Below are 16,258 nucleotides of genomic sequence, written 5' to 3'. Positions count from 1 at the left end.
TATTTTGCGTCCTTAGTCTGTATGCTCTTCGGATCGGGATTGCTGCGGTCTGCGCAGGAAACTGTCGCTCATAAAGTTGATACCAATCAACCCGGATGCGCCCGTCCGAGAAAATCGCGAGCACGGTGGACCACTTCCTCGAGATGGGTTTCGAGCAGCCAGTGCCCGCCATCGAGAAAATGCAATTCAGCCTCCGGAAGGTCTCGCAGATAGGCACGCGCCGAGCGTTCTGGCATATAGTGATCGTTGGGACCCCATACGATGAGTGTCGGTGGCTGGTGTTCGCGCAGGTATTTGCGATGGTCCGGAAACCAGGCCCGGTTCTGCTTTAGCCCCGCGATCAGGTCGATGGCGATCTCCTTGCGTCTTGGCGTGACCAGCGACCAATGGAGCTTCCACAGATCAGGCGGGATCGCTGCTGCCAACTCCGGTTTCAGGTCGTTGAGGAACTCCTCCCTGAACGCCTCTTCCGTCACTGCCCCCGCCAAAGCCTTCTTCATCTCAGCAGTCGGAAGCGCCCATGTCTTCTCTATATCCGCATATTTCGGACCCAGCGCGTCCTCGTATGGAATGTCTCCATTCTGGATGATGAGCGCAACGATGCGGTCCGGTTGCCGGATCGCCAGCCGTGCCCCGATTGGCGATCCGAAATCGTGAAGGTAGAGCACGAAACGGTCGATCCCGAGGGTTCCGACGAAGGTCTCCAGGAAGGCAGCATATCCATCGAAGCTATAGTCGAAATCGTCAGGGGTTGCGCTGTAGCCTGCGCCCGGGAAATCCGGCGCGACCAGACGCCAGCGATCCCCAAGGCAAGGCATGAGATTGCGGAACTCATAGGAGGAGCAGGGATAGCCGTGTGGCAGCAGGATGACTGGGGCATCCCGTGGGCCAGCCTCGCGATAGAAAGTGTCGATCCCTGCAACCGAAACACGGCGATGCCGAACGAGCGTATCCATTCGAAGTCTCCTCAAACCCTCTTTCGTTTCGTTTTGATGCCAAGAGCTGCACGTCTCGGACACGATGCTTCACATGGAAGCGGCCACCGGTTTGTGTGCAACCACCGCCTCTGCGAGGCTTCACGCGATAAACAGGCTCTCGCACGCGATGTTCCGATCAATTCGCGGCGGTTTGATCCGCCATATCGCGAGCAGAGAAGTAGGCCGCCAACGCCGAGATTTCGTTCGCTTCGAGCTTGGCAGCCGCGCGGATCATCACCTCTTTGAACGGTCCGCCGCCGCGCTTTTTCTCGACGAAGAGCCGAAGCTGGTTTGCGAGATAGGCGGCGGGTTGGCCGGACAGGCGGGGGTAACTGGGGTTTGCTTCGGCTTTGTCATGACAGGAGAGGCATGCGGGAACGCCGCGGCTCGGATGGCCTTTTAAAGCGAGCGTCTGGCCCCGCTCGAATAGATTGCCAGCCAATTGGGGCACAGGATCGGGGTGTTCGCCCGCGAAACGGCGGGCAAGATCCTTTAGCTCTGCTTCGGTGAATTTCTCGATCGCGACAGCCATGACTCCGCTATGGCGCGTTCCGTCGGCGTAGGCGGTGAGAGCCTGTTCGAGGTAGGTGGCGGACTGCCCGGCAAGCCGGGGAATGAGGCTTTCGGGCCCAAGACGGTCTGGTGCATGACAGCCATTGCAGGTCGCGACGAGCCGGTCCATCCCCTGCGACGCGGTTGCGGTGAGGCCCGTCAGCACGCGGTATTGATCGCCATCGAGCTCCGGGTACCGGCGCAGGAAGGCAACCATGGCCCACGCCTCATCCTCGCGATCGGCGACCGGCCAGGCGGGCATGCCCGTATAGCGAACGCCATGCTGGACGATCTGGAACAGCTCCGCGTCGCGCCAGGTGGCGATCTTGTCCTTGAGATCGGGCGGTGGGGGCAGCATTCTGGCGACGCTCTCCGGCCTCGGAATGGCGGGGGAGCCGTGGCAGATCGCACACCCGGCCTCGAAGTGGCCGGCCGCCATTGGCAACATGCCCTCCGTGAAGGCTGGAACCTTCGTGCCGATCGCGGCGGTGCGGACCGACGATCGCATCACCCAATGCAGGACGATGTCCGTGATCCTCCAATGGCCTGTGCTCGCCTTGACGCTGATCAGTCCGGACCAGGCGACGAGGAAGGCCGCCAATATGCCGGCAAGGAGGACGGCGACAACATGTCTCCACCTGATCACCATCGCGGTTTCTCCCGCAGCGTCTCGCCGTCTCGCAATACGCCGGCAAGAAGCAGGATGCCGCCCAGGAGGTAGGCCAGCGCCCCGACCATCAGCATGACGACGCCGCCGATCTGCTGGTCGGCGGCAGCAGGCAATGGAATGCCGAAACAGGTGATATCGCCATCGCCATAAAGCGGACGCGGAGCGAGTGCGAGTAGCACTCCGAGCAGGGTCATGTGCATGGAGGTGAACAACAGCCCAGCCGCGCCGGCGAGGCGGCCGTCTTTCGGCCGGAAGCAGGCATGCCAGAGCAAGACGCCGGCCATCAGAAAGCTTGCCTGTTCGACAAGGGACAGGATGAGACTGGCATCGGCGCTCGCTCGGAAAGCGGGCAAATGCCAGAACCAGACGACGACGAGCTCGATGAACGACGCGAGCATGGGGCTTACCCTGAGGGTTCCCGGCAGTGGATCGAGCCGCGTGTCACGCAAGCCGTAGGCGATGAGCGGCGCGGCTATTGCGACGATCCCCATGTGGATCACCATGTGGGCCGTAAACGAGCCGCCACCGAAGCTGGCAAGAAATAGCGCACCGAGCACGGCGAGCAGCACGAGGCCAAGGAGGCGTGCGATGTATGTCATGGCTGGCACGCCTCTATGAAGACAAGGGGCACGGCCACGAAGAGCACGGCCACGAAGCTGAGGCCGGAAAGGAGCAGGGTCGCGAAGCCCTGGAAAAGCAGGCGGTCTTTGCGGGTCGGCTCGTCGTGCGGAGGATCGCCTGTGCCAAAACCCCATTGGCGCCAGGCGAGATAGGCCGAGAGCACGATGCCCGACAGGGCAACCAGTGTGACGGCACAGAGGGCGAACCGCATCGCCTCGAAGGAAAAGGGGGCCGCACCCGCCTTGGCACAGAAGACGGCGGCGGTGACATAACAGACGAGGAAATGCAGCGCCCAGATGGTCGGTGCGGTGAACAGGGTCCAGAGGCTTTCGACGTCCTTTGGGATGAGGCGCATTGTGTCACCTCAAACCCGGAAAGAGGCCGAGCACACCGAAGGACGTGATCGCCGTGATGACGAGGAAATGCCAGTAGAGCACGACATTGCGAAGATCCATGTCGTGGCGCGCGCTCATCCGCCCGGCAAGGTTCCTGGCGAGGCAGTAGATTTGCATGATGATGCCGACGCCGCCATGCACGACGGTCCAGAGGGCGACCACCCAGACGATCGCCGGATAGACATGCACGGTCGGATCCATGTCGGTGAGATAAGGCCCGGCAAGCCCCGCGCAACAGGCGGCGAGCGTCAGGAGCATGGCGACGGCGAGCGCGAGTCGGGTGAGGCCGCGCCGGTCGGCTTCATTGACCCGCCGCGCGACAAGCATGGTCGCCCAGGCGAGCGTGAAGAGGCCGGCGGCGGTAAGCGGCCGGAGCATACCGGGACCCGCATGGCCGGCGGTGAAATCCTCGTGGATCGTCCAGTAGTAGAAATAGCCGAACATCAGGCTGGCATAGGCTGTCCCGTCGCCGGCCATGGTGATGAACATAGCCCACCAGCCGACCGACTCCGGCCCGGATGTGTAGAGCGGCAAGGTCTTGCCGAGACCCACATCACGCATCTTCTCGCGTGGAATCACAGCGGTTCCGGTCCAGAGCCAGGCAACGATTGCGGCAAGTGTCGCCACTGCGCAGACGATCGTCGTGATCCACCAATGGAAGGTCAGCGCGATGAAGACGCCGCCGAGCGAAAAGGCGGCGATGATGGTGAGGGTCGAGGTGCCGCCGACGCGCAAACATTGAATGGGCTCGGCATCGAGCACGGACGTGACCAGCGTTTCGCGTGCATCGTCCCTGGCGTCGGGCAGGTAGAAACGGCCGGCTTTGATGTCCTCGATCAGACCGGGCTGGTCCCAGATCGGGTAGCGGCTCCTGATGATCGGGATGGAGCGCACGCCCCATTTCTCCTCCGGTTCGCTGATCCATTCCAGCGTGCCGGCGTTCCAGGGGTTCTGCTCGCCCTTCGGGTGGCGGTGTTTCGGGCGCAGCACGTCGATCACCACGAGGGCGACGCCGGAGGCGAAAATGAAGGCGCCTATGGTGGAGATCAGATTGAACCAGTCCCAGCCGATATCGGCCGGGTAGGTGAAGACGCGCCGCGGCATGCCGCGCAGGCCCGCCAGATGCATCGGGAAGAAGGCCACGTTGAAGCCGATGAACATCAGCCAGAAGGCGATTTTCCCCAGCCGGTCGGAGAGTTTTCGCGCATCCAGCAGCGGGTAGTAATAGTAGATACCTGCGACAATCGGGAAGAGCATGCCGCCTATCAGCACATAATGCAGATGCGCGACGATGAAATAGGTGTCGTGCGCCTGCCAGTCGAAGGGCACCAGCGCCACCATGACGCCGGTCAGTCCACCGATGATGAAGATTGCGAGCCCGCCTGCGCCAAACAGCATCGGAACGGAAAAGATGACGCGGCCGGCGAGCATGGTGGCAATGAAGACGAAGATCTGCACGCCGGTCGGGATCGCCACCGCCTCGGAGGCGGCGGAGAAGAATGCGAGCGAGATCTGCGGCAGGCCTGTAGTGAACATGTGGTGGACCCACAGGCCGAAACTCAGGAAACCTGTCCCGACGGCAGCGAGCACGATCCAGGAGTAACCGACGATGGGACGCTGCGAAAAGGTTGGCACGATCATCGCCATCAGCGCGATGGCCGGCAGGAAGATGATGTAGACTTCCGGATGGCCGAAGATCCAGAACAGGTGCTGCCACAGCAGCGGATCGCCGCCGCGCGCGGCATCAAAAAACGGCCAGTCGAACATCCGTTCCATCTCGAACAGGATGTCGCCGGCAATCAGCGGTGGGAAGGCGAAGAGGATCATGCCGGCGACGATCAAGAGATACCAGGCAAAGAGCGGCATCATATTGATACGCATGCCGGGAGCGCGGCACTTCATGATGCCGACGATCAGCTCCACCGCGGCGGCGATCGACGCGACCTCGATGAAGGAGAGACCGAGCAGCCAGATATCCGCGCCGATACCGGAATATTCCTTGTCGGTGGCGAGCGGCGGATACATGAACCACCCGGTGTTCGGCGCCGCACCAAAAAAGATCGAGCCGCAGACGAAGACGCCGCCGAGCGCGAAACTCCAGAAGCCGAAGGCTGAAAGCCGTGGGAAGGGCAGTTCGCGCGCGCCGAGCATGGAAGGGAGCAGGAAGATCGCCACGGCCTCGAAGATCGGCACGGCGAAGAGGAACATCATCACCGTCCCGTGGAGCGTGAAAGCCTGGTTGAATGTGTCGGCGGAGAGGAAGTCGTTCTCGGGCACGGCGAGCTGAACACGTACGAGCAGGGCCAGAACACCGGCAAACAGCATGAAGATGAAGGCGGCCGCGCCGTACCACAGGCCGATCTCGGTATTGTTGACGGAGGTCCAGTAACGCCAGCCGGAGGGCGTGCGCCAGACCTCGCGTAGCTCCGCCTCCTGTGCCGCCCTGTCCTCGCTGGAGGGATCGGTCATTGAAGCCCCACCAGGTAAGTGGCGATGGCGGCGATGTCCTGGTCCGGCAGCATGTCGAAGGCCGGCATTTTCGCGCCGGGTTTAACCGCGCCTGGGTCGCGGATGAAACGGGCGACATTCTCCGCCGTGTTGGCAAGTGTGCCGGCGCCGACCGTCTGGCGATGGCCGAAAAAGGTGAGGTCCGGGCCGAGGGTTGCCCACCCCGTCACGCCGCGCACGCCATGACAACCCGCGCAGCCGTGTCGGGCGAAGAGCTGTTCGCCCTCGCCGCCAACAGGAACGCCGCCCGCCGCCTGCGCGCGCCGCCACGCCATATAGTCCGCGGGCTCCATGACAATGACGGAGAAGGCCATCAGCGTGTGCGACGTGCCGCAGAATTCCGCGCAGGGCGCGCGAAAAAGGCCGGTGCGCGTGGGCTCCAGCGACAGCGTGTTGGTCCGACCGGGGATCATGTCCATCTTGCCGCCGAGTGCCGGTATCCAGAAGGAATGGATGACATCGGCCGCCTTAAGCGAAAAGGCGGTGCGCGTTCCGACCGGTAGCCGCAGTTCGTTTGCCGTCTCGAAACCCGCCATGCCGTCGCTGGCCGGATAGTGGATGCGCCACCAGAATTGCTCGCCGGTGACCTCGATCGTTTCCGGTGCCGGGGCGACACGCGCTAGCCAAGGGCGGATCGCCGGCATGAGCCAGACCGCATAGGCGAGCAGTGCAAACAATACGGCGATGGGCAACGCGACCCCGCCCCAGGCGATCAGTCGCCCGGCGGTCTCTTCACGCCATGGTACCTCCCGCCGCCGCGCTGCGTAGAGGAGAAGCCCCACGACCGAGAGCCAGACGAGGGTGCCGCCGACGACCATGACGAAGAAGAGCGTGTAGATAGCGGCTGCCTCTTCGCCGGCAGGATCCAACGCCGACTGCGTGCCGGAACAGCCGCTCAACGAGATCAACAGCATGGGCAGGGCGCGTCGGGAAATTTCTCTCGCTCCATTCGAGTGTCCTGAAGCGATATGGTTCGCATCTTCCGGCGGGCAAGGGGTAGCGATGCAGGGAGTGTGAACTAGCTTCAATTGGGGGGGCGTCGCGATTGCTCGGAACAGAAGTGCGTCCTAGGCCATTCTCCCCCGAACTATCGGAGGCGGAACATGCAGCACAAACTTTTGGCAAACGATGCAGGCGAGCGCACGTACATCCTTGTTCTCGACGAGGGCGATGAAGCGTTCAAGTGCATCACCGATTTTGCTGAAAACGAAAATGTGACCGCCGCATCGATTACCGCCATCGGCGCCTTTCGCTCCGCAACGATTGCCTTCTTCGAATTCGAGAACAGGAACTACCGGAAGATCCCCGTGGAGGTGCAATCCGAAGTGCTGAGCATGCTAGGCGACGTGGCGATCGACGACGACGGCAAGGTCAGTCTGCATCTGCATGTCGTGCTCGGTTTTTCCGATGGAAGCACGAAGGGCGGGCATTTTCTGCAAGGCCACGTCCGTCCCACATTGGAAGTAATGCTGCGCGAGACACCTTCCGATCTCCGGCGAAAGCACCGGCCCGAGCTCGGCATAGCCCTCATCGACCTCGAAAAGGCCACGAAGGCGTCCGGAACGGTCTAAGCCACGGACATAGGCTGCCACGCTCACATACCCAACCCGCCACCATTTACGCCCAAAGGAGAATGCAATGTCACATGTTCAAGACGACCAGACGAAGGTCTGGGACCTGGCCGAGAAGATTGGGTTCTGCATGCTTGCGACACAGACCGGCGACGCTATTCGTGCTCGCCCGATGTCGGCCTATGCAGAAATCATCGAAAACGCCTTCTATTTTCTCACCAATGTGAACAGCCACAAAGACGACGAGATCGAGCGCCAGCCAAATGTCTGTCTGGCTTTCGCGGATTCCAAGGGCCAGAAATATGTCTCGATATCCGGCAGGGCAGAGGTTCTTGACGACCGCGAGAAGATCCGTGAACTCTGGGCGACACCGGCCAAGGCCTGGTGGGACAACCCTGACGATCCCTCAATTCGGATTCTGAAGGTCACTCCCGAGTCCGCAGAGTACTGGGATAGCCCCGGCACGATCATCAGCTACATCAAGATGGCAGCTGCGGCGGTCAGTCACGCCCGACCGGATATGGGCGACAATGCCAAAGTCACGATGTGAACAGGATGGCGCGTCCGGCACGGGGTCGCACGTTGGAGGTTCCATCAGTATATCCGCCCCCCGCATCGTTCGCTATGACGCGCCTGCCGGCGGGTGGGGTTCGTCCGCTCGCATTTCATGAATGCCGTTCTGAGCGGGACGCGGTTTGCTGAAGGCAAAGCGCTCCTTTACCAGAGCAAGCCGAAAGGGCTTGTTTGTGTAGGCTGCGCGTGGCCAAATCGGCGCCGCCACGCGCAGCCGAATTCAGCGAAAACGGTGCGAAGGCGACCTTTTGGGAACTCACGAGCAAGCAGGTCGACACCAGGTTTTTCGCCCGGGATCCGGTTTCACATTTTCGAGAATGCGATGACCACCATTTCGAAAAAGCCGGTCGCCTGAGCCACCGGTGCGCTACGATTCCAACTCCGACAGATGTCTGCCGGTAGCCTGGTAGGAGGCGTTCGAGGGAATAGGCCGCGCGCTCTGTACAATCCAAAGCCGCGATCAGAAGAAGGTCGTCTTTTACGCCTAGGGACACGCGTCGCTCGAAACCTCCTACATGTACCAATTGCTTGCGCGGTTCCTGCGGATTTTTCCGCATGGCGCCACGGCGACCGCGAAAGCGGGAGATTAGAAGTCCAGCGGCCTTGTCAACTACTCCGCTGCGCGATTGTTGTACGATGGTGGTCCACCACCATGATCGAACGGACAGAGCCGGGGCTCCGTGACAGGCGTTGCGTTGCGTTGTGAGCGGAAGGCCGCCGATCTCTCATAAGCCAGCTTGCGCAAACGCATGATGGCACCGAGCGGTTGGTGCTCTTCGATGCCGTTCCACGGGCTGAAGTGCATCCCGTCATCGACGGTTTCCGCGCGGCGTTCGCTCCAGGAGGTTTGCGTCCCTGCCACCAGACGTGCAACCGGGATGAACGCACTTTTCTCTTCGTCCCAGGGGGCGATGCCTTCGAGAGGCATCGCGTCGATGTCCGTGCAAAGCTGCACTTGTACATTCCACACCGCCGTCTCGCATGCGAAGAACCGTTCCACTGCATGGCGGATCACATCCGGATCGGCGCCGGTATCGAGAGTGGCGCCCTCCAGGACCTTGAGACTGTCCGACGATGGCACGACCGCGACCTTGGCGATGAAATCGCCGTAGCGTAGGGGGAGTTGGGAAAAGAAGCTGGTGCCCAGGATATGGGTCTCGGGATTTTCGCCGAGCGATTTCAGGAGGGCGCTTTTGCCGCCGACCGCCTCCAATGCGGTTTCCAAGCCCTTGAACAACCTTCGCCACGAATTCCTTCGTGCCCTCCAGCCGACCGGTGGTTGCGGCAAGAAATTTGAGATTCTTGAGAAAGGCCTTGCCGCTCGGCGAGTTGAATTCCTTGCCATTGACCATCACGAAGTCCTGACTGGTGGACTGCTCCGACCCTGGCAGGCGGCGACCGTCGACGTCGAGGACCTTGAGAGCCATTCCGCGTGGTGTGGAAACGCTGTCATGCAAAAGATCGCCCGGGGTCGTCGAAAGCCTGATGATGGCCTCGAAGTTGTGTGGTTCCGCAAAGAGGCCCTGCCTTAGTTCTGAGGGAAGGTCGGGCAGGACCTCAAGCCGAGCCGAAAGCAAGCCGTGGCTCTTCGCGTGGACCGATCGCATGGCGTGACCCGTGTCGGCGTAAGTCTTGTGGGCGATAGACAGCATGGCCTCAGTCAGACCGCGCGCGGTCTGCGGCTCGTCGGGTCCCACATGCTCAACGTCTGGACGGTAACGGAGCGGGCGCGTGAAAACATGGTTTGTCATTGCACGGTCTCGCTTTCGAGGATTTTGTCGATCGTGATCGGAAAATTGCGGATCCGTTTCCCCGTGGCATGGAAGATGGCGTTTGAGACGGCCGCCGCAACACCGACGATGCCGATTTCGCCAAGGCCCTTGACGCCGATAGGACTTGCCTTGTTCATGAGAAGGGTGCCCATCCCGCAAATGGACACCGTGCAGGACGCGCCACTTTTCGCGAGCAGCGCGTCCCTACGAGTTACTTGACGTGAGGGGATGCCTTTCCGAGTTTCACGGATGGCTCCCTTCCCCAAACGCGCAGATTGCCGAGTTCTGACACGAACCCGGAAAGACCGTCTTCGCCCGGAAGGGCAAGTACCCCCTCATCAAGCGCATCGGCGATCCCGGCCTTGGCCAACAACGGCATGGCCGACTGGTCGTAACCGATGAACTTGCAGTGCTGGAAGGCGTCCGCTACGAAGTCGCGCGCGGCGGCCTCCGCCACCAGGTCGTCGATCGCCTCGGCAGAGGTCAGCAACGCGACCGCGTCGAAAAGAACCGACGGCCCGCCGTCAATCATATGATGGGCTTTGACCAACGATCCGTCCGATGCCGTGACGCCGCCGACTTTGGGCGCGATCAGTTCGCAGGTGCCCTTTTCCTTGTTGACCGCCGTGATCAGTCCGTTCAACAGCTTGGCATCGACGCCGTCCGTGACAACGATTCCAAGCTTGCGGCCCTCGAAGCGCTTCGGCCCGTTCTCGACGATGCTGAGCGCGGGCGAGGGGTCGAGATCCTGGCGCGTCGGAACAGCCGCATCGGCCGGCTTCGGCATGGACGGGAGGCCCAGCTTCTGGGCGACCGTCGTCGCGAGTGTCTCGTCTATGTTCAGGAGGTGCGACACCATTCGCTCTCGGATCGCCGGCGTTTCGACCTTGCTGAGTTCGAAGGTGAGGGCGGCTGCGATGTGGCGTTGCTCCGGCGGAGTCTGGCTGATGTAGAACTGCCGGGCCTGGCTATAGTGGTCGGCGAAGCTTTCCGGGCGCAGCCGGGCCTTGGTTCCCTGCTCTTCGGCAGGGAAGGGACGGTGGCCGCGCATCGGAGATTCACGCGGACCTGCGTTGAACGAATTCGGCTGATAATTCACCCGCCCGACCGGATTGCGCATCGCCATATGTCCATCCTGCTGGAAATGCGCGAAGGGACACTTTGGCGCGTTGATCGGCAGATGGGTGAAGTTCGGGCCGCCGAGGCGCTTCAGCTGCGTATCCAGATAGGAGAAGTTGCGGCCCTGCAGCAGGGGGTCATTGCTGAAGTCGATGCCCGGGGGTACATTTTGCGTCATGAACGCGACCTGCTCGGTCTCGGCGAAGAAATTCTCCGGCATGCGATCGAGCACCAATCGACCGATCGGCTGCGGCTTGAGGATTTCCTCCGGGATGAGCTTCGTCGGGTCGAGCACGTCGAAATCGAAGCTGTCGGCGAACTCCTGGTCGAAAAGCTGGACCTGCAATTCCCATTCGGGGAAGTTGCCAGACTGGATCGCCTGCCAGAGGTCGCGGCGGTGGAAGTCCGGGTCGGCGCCGTTGATCTTGACCGCCTCGTTCCAGGCGACGGACTGAAGGCCCAGCTTCGGCTTCCAGTGGAATTTGACGAAGGTCGATTCGTCCTTGGCATTGACGAAGCGGAAGGTATGAACGCCAAAACCCTCCATGAAGCGCAAGGACCGCGGAATGGCCCGGTCCGACATGGTCCACATGACCATGTGCATGCTTTCCGGCGTCAGGCTGATGAAGTCCCAGAAATTGTCATGGGCGGTTTGTGCCTGCGGGAACGCCCGGTCGGGCTCCTGCTTGGCTGCATGGATCAGGTCCGGAAACTTGATGGCGTCCTGAATGAAGAACACCGGAATGTTGTTGCCGACGAGATCCCAGTTGCCCTCTTGGGTGTAGAGCTTGACTGCGAAGCCGCGCACGTCGCGGGCAAGGTCGGCCGAGCCCTTGTTGCCGGCCACCGTGGAGAAGCGCACGAAGACCGGAGTGCGTTCGCCCGCGCGCTGGAAGAGGTCGGCCTTGGTGTAGGCGGCCAGCGACTCGTAAGTCTCGAAGAAGCCGTGCGCGCCGTAGCCGCGGGCATGGACGACGCGCTCCGGGATACGCTCGTGATCGAAGTGGAAGATCTTTTCCCGGAAATGAAAGTCGTCGACCACGAGCGGCCCGCGCGGGCCTACGCGCAGCGAGTTCTGGTCGTCCGCGACCGGCCCGCCCTGGGCTGTCGTCAACACGGGCGTGTCGCCCTCTGCCGTCTGGTGCAGTTCGCCCCCAGCCCCACGCTGTAGTTTCACATCGTGGATTATAGCGGTGTCGGTTGCAGTGCGCGGCGAAGCGGTTGTCTTCTTGGCCATGATGGACTCCTGATGAACTGGTTTCAACGGGCGCCGATGGCCCGAAAGCAGAAAGGCCGCCCTTGAAGGGCGGCCTGATCGTGTTGTCGGCATTCTAGCTGGCTTTTTTCATCGAGCCCTTGGCGTTCGCCGAGGCTTCGCCAAGCGCAGTCAGCTTCCGGTCGGTGGCGATCTCCTCCTGGAGATTGGCATCGAGAAGGGGTATCGCGTCCTTCAGCCCAAGCTGTTTCGCCCAGGCCTTCAGCGTACCGTACCTGGCGATCTCATAGTGCTCGACCGCTTGGGCCGACGAAATGAGGCCGGCATCCAGGGCATCGGTGCCCTTGTAGTCTTCCATGATCTCTTCGCCTTCCGCGATGATGCCCTGGATGGCCTCACAGGTCTTGCCGCGGGCCGATTTGCCAAGGAGCTCGAACACCTGTTCGAGGCGCTCGATCTGGCCCTGCGTCTCGTCGCGGTGCTGCAGGAAGCCGGCCTTGCCTTCTTCCGACTGGGCCGCGCGCGCCATCTTGGGCAATGCCTTCAGGATCTGTTTTTCAGCGAAATAGATATCCTTGAGCGTGTCAAGGAAGAGGTCGTGTAGGGTCTTTTGAGTTGCCATTGAGAAATCCGATCACGTTTTTGAGAGGCGGGACTCAAGAAACCGTTGATCGGGGACGACGTTCCTCCGCCTATAAAATAAATTCTTCATGGTACCGGCGACGAGAGTCGTTGGAACTACGCGCCTTATGATCGCATCCCTTTGCCTGACGGAACGAAACCTGCTTCGCCGCCTAAACAAAGCGCCAGGCTCTTGCGCGGCCGGGGGTCCTGTTCTTTGCAGCGGTCCCTTCTGATCGGGAAAACATATGGGCGCTTTGTGCCCGGTTGTTCATTCTGCTTGGGCGCGCGACGGTGCCGCCTTGGCAGCGTTTTCGACCGCGCTATCTCAACTTGACGTAGACGCGGGAGAACGAAATGAACGTCCAGAAGTTCAGCATCACCGACGCCGAGATGGCTCGATCCCCAGGACAAGACGGCGATATATTCGTAGCCAACATGGTGGACGAAAGGCACGGCGGGCCGATTACCATCGGATACGGACGCTATGCACCGGCGCAAACCCTTACCGAAACGATGGCGGTCGATGATGTCATGATCGTCCTGGAAGGGCGGCTTGCCGTCTCGACGGGCGATGGCGCCGTCACAGCGGGGCCGGGAGAGATCGTGTACATGCCCAAAGGTGAGTCGGTGACGATCACGACCGAAGGAGAGGGGGCGCTTACGGCCTATGTGACCTATCCGCACTGGGCCCAGGCGCACGATGGCTGATCCAGGTCGGCGGCTCAAAGCTGGTTGGACGTGCCGTTTGCTAGCTCCTTGGACGCCGCTGCAAGATATGACCGGGCGAGAAGCCGCGATTCCACATTCAATCGTGCATTGGAGGCCGGAATTCTATGACGCCCTGAAGCAGAAGACGTTGGACGGGCTCATGGTCAATGTCGACAGCGGCCAAGGTCCACGAGACCGCGCCGAACGTTCTGGTCTCGAAAGACCTGTGGCTTGGACATGTCCACATCCTCGCAATGAACAAGTCCTTTTGGGACGCCTTGGCGCAGTAATACCGCGACGTCATCCGCCGGGCGGGCGAAAAATCCTACGCGGCGCTCGGACCGGTCATGGATGCCAACTTCGACAATCAACTGGAAGGCTTGAGAGCTGCGGGCGCGACGGTGCGCAGTCTTACCCTTGACGGGGTGAGCCAATGGGAGGACGGCGTCGGCGTCCCGGGCATCCAATCCAAGTGGGCTGAGGACAGGCAAGCCGATGGAATCAATGCAAAGGCTGTCTCTTTGATCATGGCCGACTTCGAGAAAAAACGATATCTGGTGGGCGTGGCCAAACCCACGCCATTGGTCCTGCTGGACGACACCCCCCCTTCGAAACCAGAGGGGTGGGTCAAGTGGACGCGGAACAAAGGCGATCGATGCGGATTTCCACCACTCCAATCCACATGGAGGAAACCAACATGGACCATACGAACCACGTACGCCTCACCGTTGCCGAACTCACCCCCGACGTGCTGAAGGGTGCAACCATTTACGGTGCAGACGACCACAAGGTCGGCACCCTAGACCATATCCACGGTGCTGGCTCCGGCAGCACGGCCGTGATCGACGTCGGCGGCTTCCTCGGCATTGGCGCGAAGCCGGTCGGCGTTCCGCTGACCGACCTGGAGTTCATGCGCGACGAGGACGGTGACGTTCACGCTGTAACGGCGTGGACCAAGGATCAGCTCAAGGAAATGCCCGAGCACCATCACTGACAGGCATTTCCGCAGACCCGAAGCCCGGCTCGATGCCGGGCTTTTCGTTCGTTGATCCTCTCAAGCCTCGCTGGAGCAACTGAAATGGTGGACATCGAGCAGCGGCAACGCGAGCGCCTATAAAATCTGGGAAGAGGTAGGCCGTTCGGACGGTCGATATGATGACGATTGGAAGCGCGCCGGCGAGGAGCTGGAGTTGACCGAGGAGGAGTCGGACGACCGTACCCGGGCCAATCAGCAAACGGACGATAAATTCGCGCGCGAGGACGGGGAACGCGAGCCCGCAAAACCGCCATCGGTGGCAAACCCCGATCGAAACTGCAGGAGGCTCGAAATGAGCGGAAGTTTCATAAAAGGCGACAAGGTTAAATGGGAGACCAGCCAGGGCGAAACCGAAGGCAAGGTCGTGCGAAAACAGACCCGTGGCATGAAAATCAAAGGCCACACCGTCAAGGCCACGAAGGCAAATCCTCAGCTCATCGTCGAAAGCGACAAATCGGGCAAGCAGGCAGCGCACAAGCCAGAGGCGCTCACGAAGACATAAGCCAGTTGTCCGATCCCGGCCTACCAGGCGGAGCGAGACGGGTATACACGATCCCCGCATGCCGTGTGGCGCAGGCTGACCTCGTCTCCGCCGAGGCTCCTTTCTCGATGGATGGGCCGCCGGCCCGCTGCCATACCAATGGCGGAATGCCGTGTTGGGCTGACCATAAGCCTGAAAAGTGTCTGGTGATTCCGATCTGATGTCATTTCATCAGCCCGGCCGAGCGCAGCGCGTTCTCGATGACCGACTGGATCTTGCTTCCGGCCCCTCCGTTGTGCTGCGCGGCTGGCTTCCCATCGAAGGTTTCAGCCTTCGGGCGCTCGCGGCGCTCGAAGGAGGCTGCGAGGCCCCAGCTCCGTGCGATCTCGACCGTCGAGGACACGCCGACATCAAGCATGAAGGGCGCGCCGCGGCCATAGCCGGTGGAGGTGTCGACGGGTGTGCCATGGGCCATGCCGGAGATCCGATAGAGCTCGATTGCATCGATGCCGCGCTCGTCGCGCCAGACCGACCGGGAGTAGCGGTCGAACGTCTCGGAGGATGTTGGCAGGTCCGGCAGCGCATGCATGCCGCGCCATTGCGCAACGATCGCGGCCGCGTTGTCCGGAACAACCGTGTTGTCGCTCGTGCCATGCCAGACGGAAATTGTCGGCCACGCGCCCTCGTGTCGGGAGGCGGCGCGCAGGCTGGCCTGCGAAGCGTTCGTGTTGGCAAGCCCTTGTCCCCGCATGCGATCGAACGCCTCCGGAACGGTCGAAGCCGAGGCATAGGGGAGACCGGCGATGATCGCGCCGCCGGCGAAGACCTCCGGGTAGCAGGCGAGCATCGCATTTGCCATCGCGCCGCCGGCCGAGAGGCCGGTGATGTAGATCCGCCGTTCATCGATGGAATGCTGCGCCACCATCGCGGTGATCATCTGCCGGACGGACAGGGCCTCGCCCTGGTCACGCCGTGTGTCAGCAGCGTTGAACCAGTTGAAACACAGGTTCGCGTTATTCTGCCGAACCTGTTCGGGAAAGAGGACGACGAAGCCGTAATCTTCGGCGAGTGCGGACCAGCCGGAGCCGACGTCATAGCCGGCGGCGGACTGCGTGCAGCCATGCAGAACCACCACCAGGGCCGGGGCGGCCGGCAATTGTTTGGGAACATGGTGCCACGCGGTCAGGGCACCGGGATTGCTCCCGAACGGATCGAGCTTGCGCAGGATGGAACCGGTCGTGGCATCGGGCTTGACCGTCCGCATCCGTGCGATGCGTTCGAGTGTATCGGATAACGATCTCATGGGGTGCTCCAGGGATGCGCCGGGCTGGCGCACATACACCCTAACCCATCAGCAGCGATAAGGTTGCTGCGCTGCACAATAAATCTGTTGCTGCAAAAAAAAGCCGCCCAACGAGGGCGGCTTCGCGATGAC

Annotated in this window: 17 protein-coding genes and 1 pseudogene; 7 read left to right on the top strand and 11 right to left on the bottom strand. The window is 61.6% G+C overall.

Annotated elements, in window-relative coordinates; all coding sequences use genetic code 11:
* Positions 1-86: 86 nt before the first annotated feature.
* The 6 genes from AC1RT2_RS29010 to coxB form a co-directional block, all read right to left on the bottom strand.
* On the bottom strand, positions 87-956 hold the full coding sequence (locus AC1RT2_RS29010) for an alpha/beta fold hydrolase (RefSeq protein ID WP_493107541.1): 870 nt from the start codon (positions 954-956) through the stop codon (positions 87-89).
* Between the two features lie 157 nt (positions 957-1,113).
* Positions 1,114-2,178, bottom strand: coding sequence for a c-type cytochrome (locus AC1RT2_RS29005; protein ID WP_493107539.1), 1,065 nt, complete (start codon positions 2,176-2,178; stop codon positions 1,114-1,116).
* Positions 2,172-2,798 carry a cytochrome c oxidase assembly protein gene (locus tag AC1RT2_RS29000; RefSeq protein WP_493107538.1) on the bottom strand — a complete coding sequence of 209 codons (627 nt, stop codon included), beginning with the start codon at positions 2,796-2,798 and terminating at the stop codon, positions 2,172-2,174. The genes AC1RT2_RS29005 and AC1RT2_RS29000 overlap by 7 nt, the downstream gene beginning before the upstream one ends.
* Positions 2,795-3,175, bottom strand: a complete 381-nt coding sequence (locus AC1RT2_RS28995; protein ID WP_493107536.1) for a hypothetical protein — start codon at positions 3,173-3,175, stop codon at positions 2,795-2,797. Before AC1RT2_RS28995 ends, AC1RT2_RS29000 begins: the two co-directional genes overlap by 4 nt.
* A 4-nt stretch (positions 3,176-3,179) precedes the next feature.
* The gene (gene ctaD, locus AC1RT2_RS28990) at positions 3,180-5,684 is read right to left on the bottom strand and encodes a cytochrome c oxidase subunit I (protein WP_493107534.1); all 2,505 of its coding nucleotides are present in this window, start codon (positions 5,682-5,684) and stop codon (positions 3,180-3,182) included.
* The gene (coxB, locus tag AC1RT2_RS28985; protein ID WP_493107532.1) at positions 5,681-6,637 is read right to left on the bottom strand and encodes a cytochrome c oxidase subunit II; all 957 of its coding nucleotides are present in this window, start codon (positions 6,635-6,637) and stop codon (positions 5,681-5,683) included. The genes ctaD and coxB overlap by 4 nt, the downstream gene beginning before the upstream one ends.
* A gap of 189 nt (positions 6,638-6,826) precedes the next feature.
* Between coxB and AC1RT2_RS28980 the strand changes: the two genes are divergently transcribed.
* Positions 6,827-7,294 carry a PPC domain-containing DNA-binding protein gene (locus AC1RT2_RS28980; protein WP_493107530.1) on the top strand — a complete coding sequence of 156 codons (468 nt, stop codon included), beginning with the start codon at positions 6,827-6,829 and terminating at the stop codon, positions 7,292-7,294.
* Positions 7,295-7,361: 67 nt separating this feature from the next.
* Positions 7,362-7,844, top strand: coding sequence for a pyridoxamine 5'-phosphate oxidase family protein (locus AC1RT2_RS28975; protein WP_493107528.1), 483 nt, complete (start codon positions 7,362-7,364; stop codon positions 7,842-7,844).
* Positions 7,845-8,477: 633 nt separating this feature from the next.
* Here AC1RT2_RS28975 and AC1RT2_RS28970 read toward each other — a convergent pair.
* Positions 8,478-9,080, bottom strand: coding sequence for a catalase family protein (locus AC1RT2_RS28970; protein ID WP_493107526.1), 603 nt, complete (start codon positions 9,078-9,080; stop codon positions 8,478-8,480).
* On the opposite strand from AC1RT2_RS28970, the gene AC1RT2_RS28965 reads away from it, so the two are divergent.
* Positions 9,061-9,399: a hypothetical protein gene (locus AC1RT2_RS28965; protein ID WP_493107524.1), complete on the top strand. Its 339-nt coding sequence runs from the start codon at positions 9,061-9,063 to the stop codon at positions 9,397-9,399. The genes AC1RT2_RS28970 and AC1RT2_RS28965 overlap by 20 nt on opposite strands.
* Before the next feature lie 215 nt (positions 9,400-9,614).
* On the opposite strand, the gene AC1RT2_RS28960 is transcribed toward AC1RT2_RS28965, so the two are convergent.
* The 3 genes from AC1RT2_RS28960 to AC1RT2_RS28950 form a co-directional block, all read right to left on the bottom strand.
* Positions 9,615-9,776, bottom strand: a complete 162-nt coding sequence (locus AC1RT2_RS28960; RefSeq protein WP_493107664.1) for a hypothetical protein — start codon at positions 9,774-9,776, stop codon at positions 9,615-9,617.
* Between the two features lie 74 nt (positions 9,777-9,850).
* A complete protein-coding gene (gene katE / locus AC1RT2_RS28955; RefSeq protein WP_493107522.1) occupies positions 9,851-11,995 on the bottom strand; it encodes a catalase in 2,145 nt (714 codons plus the stop codon).
* 94 nt (positions 11,996-12,089) lie between these two features.
* Positions 12,090-12,596: a YciE/YciF ferroxidase family protein gene (locus tag AC1RT2_RS28950; RefSeq protein ID WP_493107520.1), complete on the bottom strand. Its 507-nt coding sequence runs from the start codon at positions 12,594-12,596 to the stop codon at positions 12,090-12,092.
* A 356-nt stretch (positions 12,597-12,952) separates the two neighbouring features.
* On the opposite strand from AC1RT2_RS28950, the gene AC1RT2_RS28945 reads away from it, so the two are divergent.
* The 4 genes and pseudogenes from AC1RT2_RS28945 (at position 12,953) to AC1RT2_RS28930 (ending at position 14,844) form a co-directional block, all read left to right on the top strand.
* The gene (locus tag AC1RT2_RS28945; protein ID WP_493107518.1) at positions 12,953-13,306 is read left to right on the top strand and encodes an AraC family ligand binding domain-containing protein; all 354 of its coding nucleotides are present in this window, start codon (positions 12,953-12,955) and stop codon (positions 13,304-13,306) included.
* 697 nt (positions 13,307-14,003) lie between these two features.
* The gene (locus tag AC1RT2_RS28940; RefSeq protein WP_493107516.1) at positions 14,004-14,300 is read left to right on the top strand and encodes a PRC-barrel domain-containing protein; all 297 of its coding nucleotides are present in this window, start codon (positions 14,004-14,006) and stop codon (positions 14,298-14,300) included.
* 70 nt (positions 14,301-14,370) lie between these two features.
* Positions 14,371-14,484, top strand: a pseudogene (locus AC1RT2_RS28935) (DUF2934 domain-containing protein); the annotation flags it as partial.
* Positions 14,485-14,634: 150 nt separating this feature from the next.
* Complete coding sequence (locus tag AC1RT2_RS28930) at positions 14,635-14,844, top strand: hypervirulence associated TUDOR domain-containing protein (protein ID WP_493107656.1); 210 nt, start codon at positions 14,635-14,637, stop codon at positions 14,842-14,844.
* A gap of 202 nt (positions 14,845-15,046) precedes the next feature.
* On the opposite strand, the gene AC1RT2_RS28925 is transcribed toward AC1RT2_RS28930, so the two are convergent.
* On the bottom strand, positions 15,047-16,126 hold the full coding sequence (locus AC1RT2_RS28925; RefSeq protein WP_493107514.1) for an extracellular catalytic domain type 1 short-chain-length polyhydroxyalkanoate depolymerase: 1,080 nt from the start codon (positions 16,124-16,126) through the stop codon (positions 15,047-15,049).
* Positions 16,127-16,258: the final 132 nt, after the last annotated feature.

The organism is Shinella sp. GW821-FHT11G07, assembly GCF_058808115.1.
Note: the sequence above shows the minus strand (reverse complement) of the source record. Positions and strands in the feature narration are given on the sequence as shown.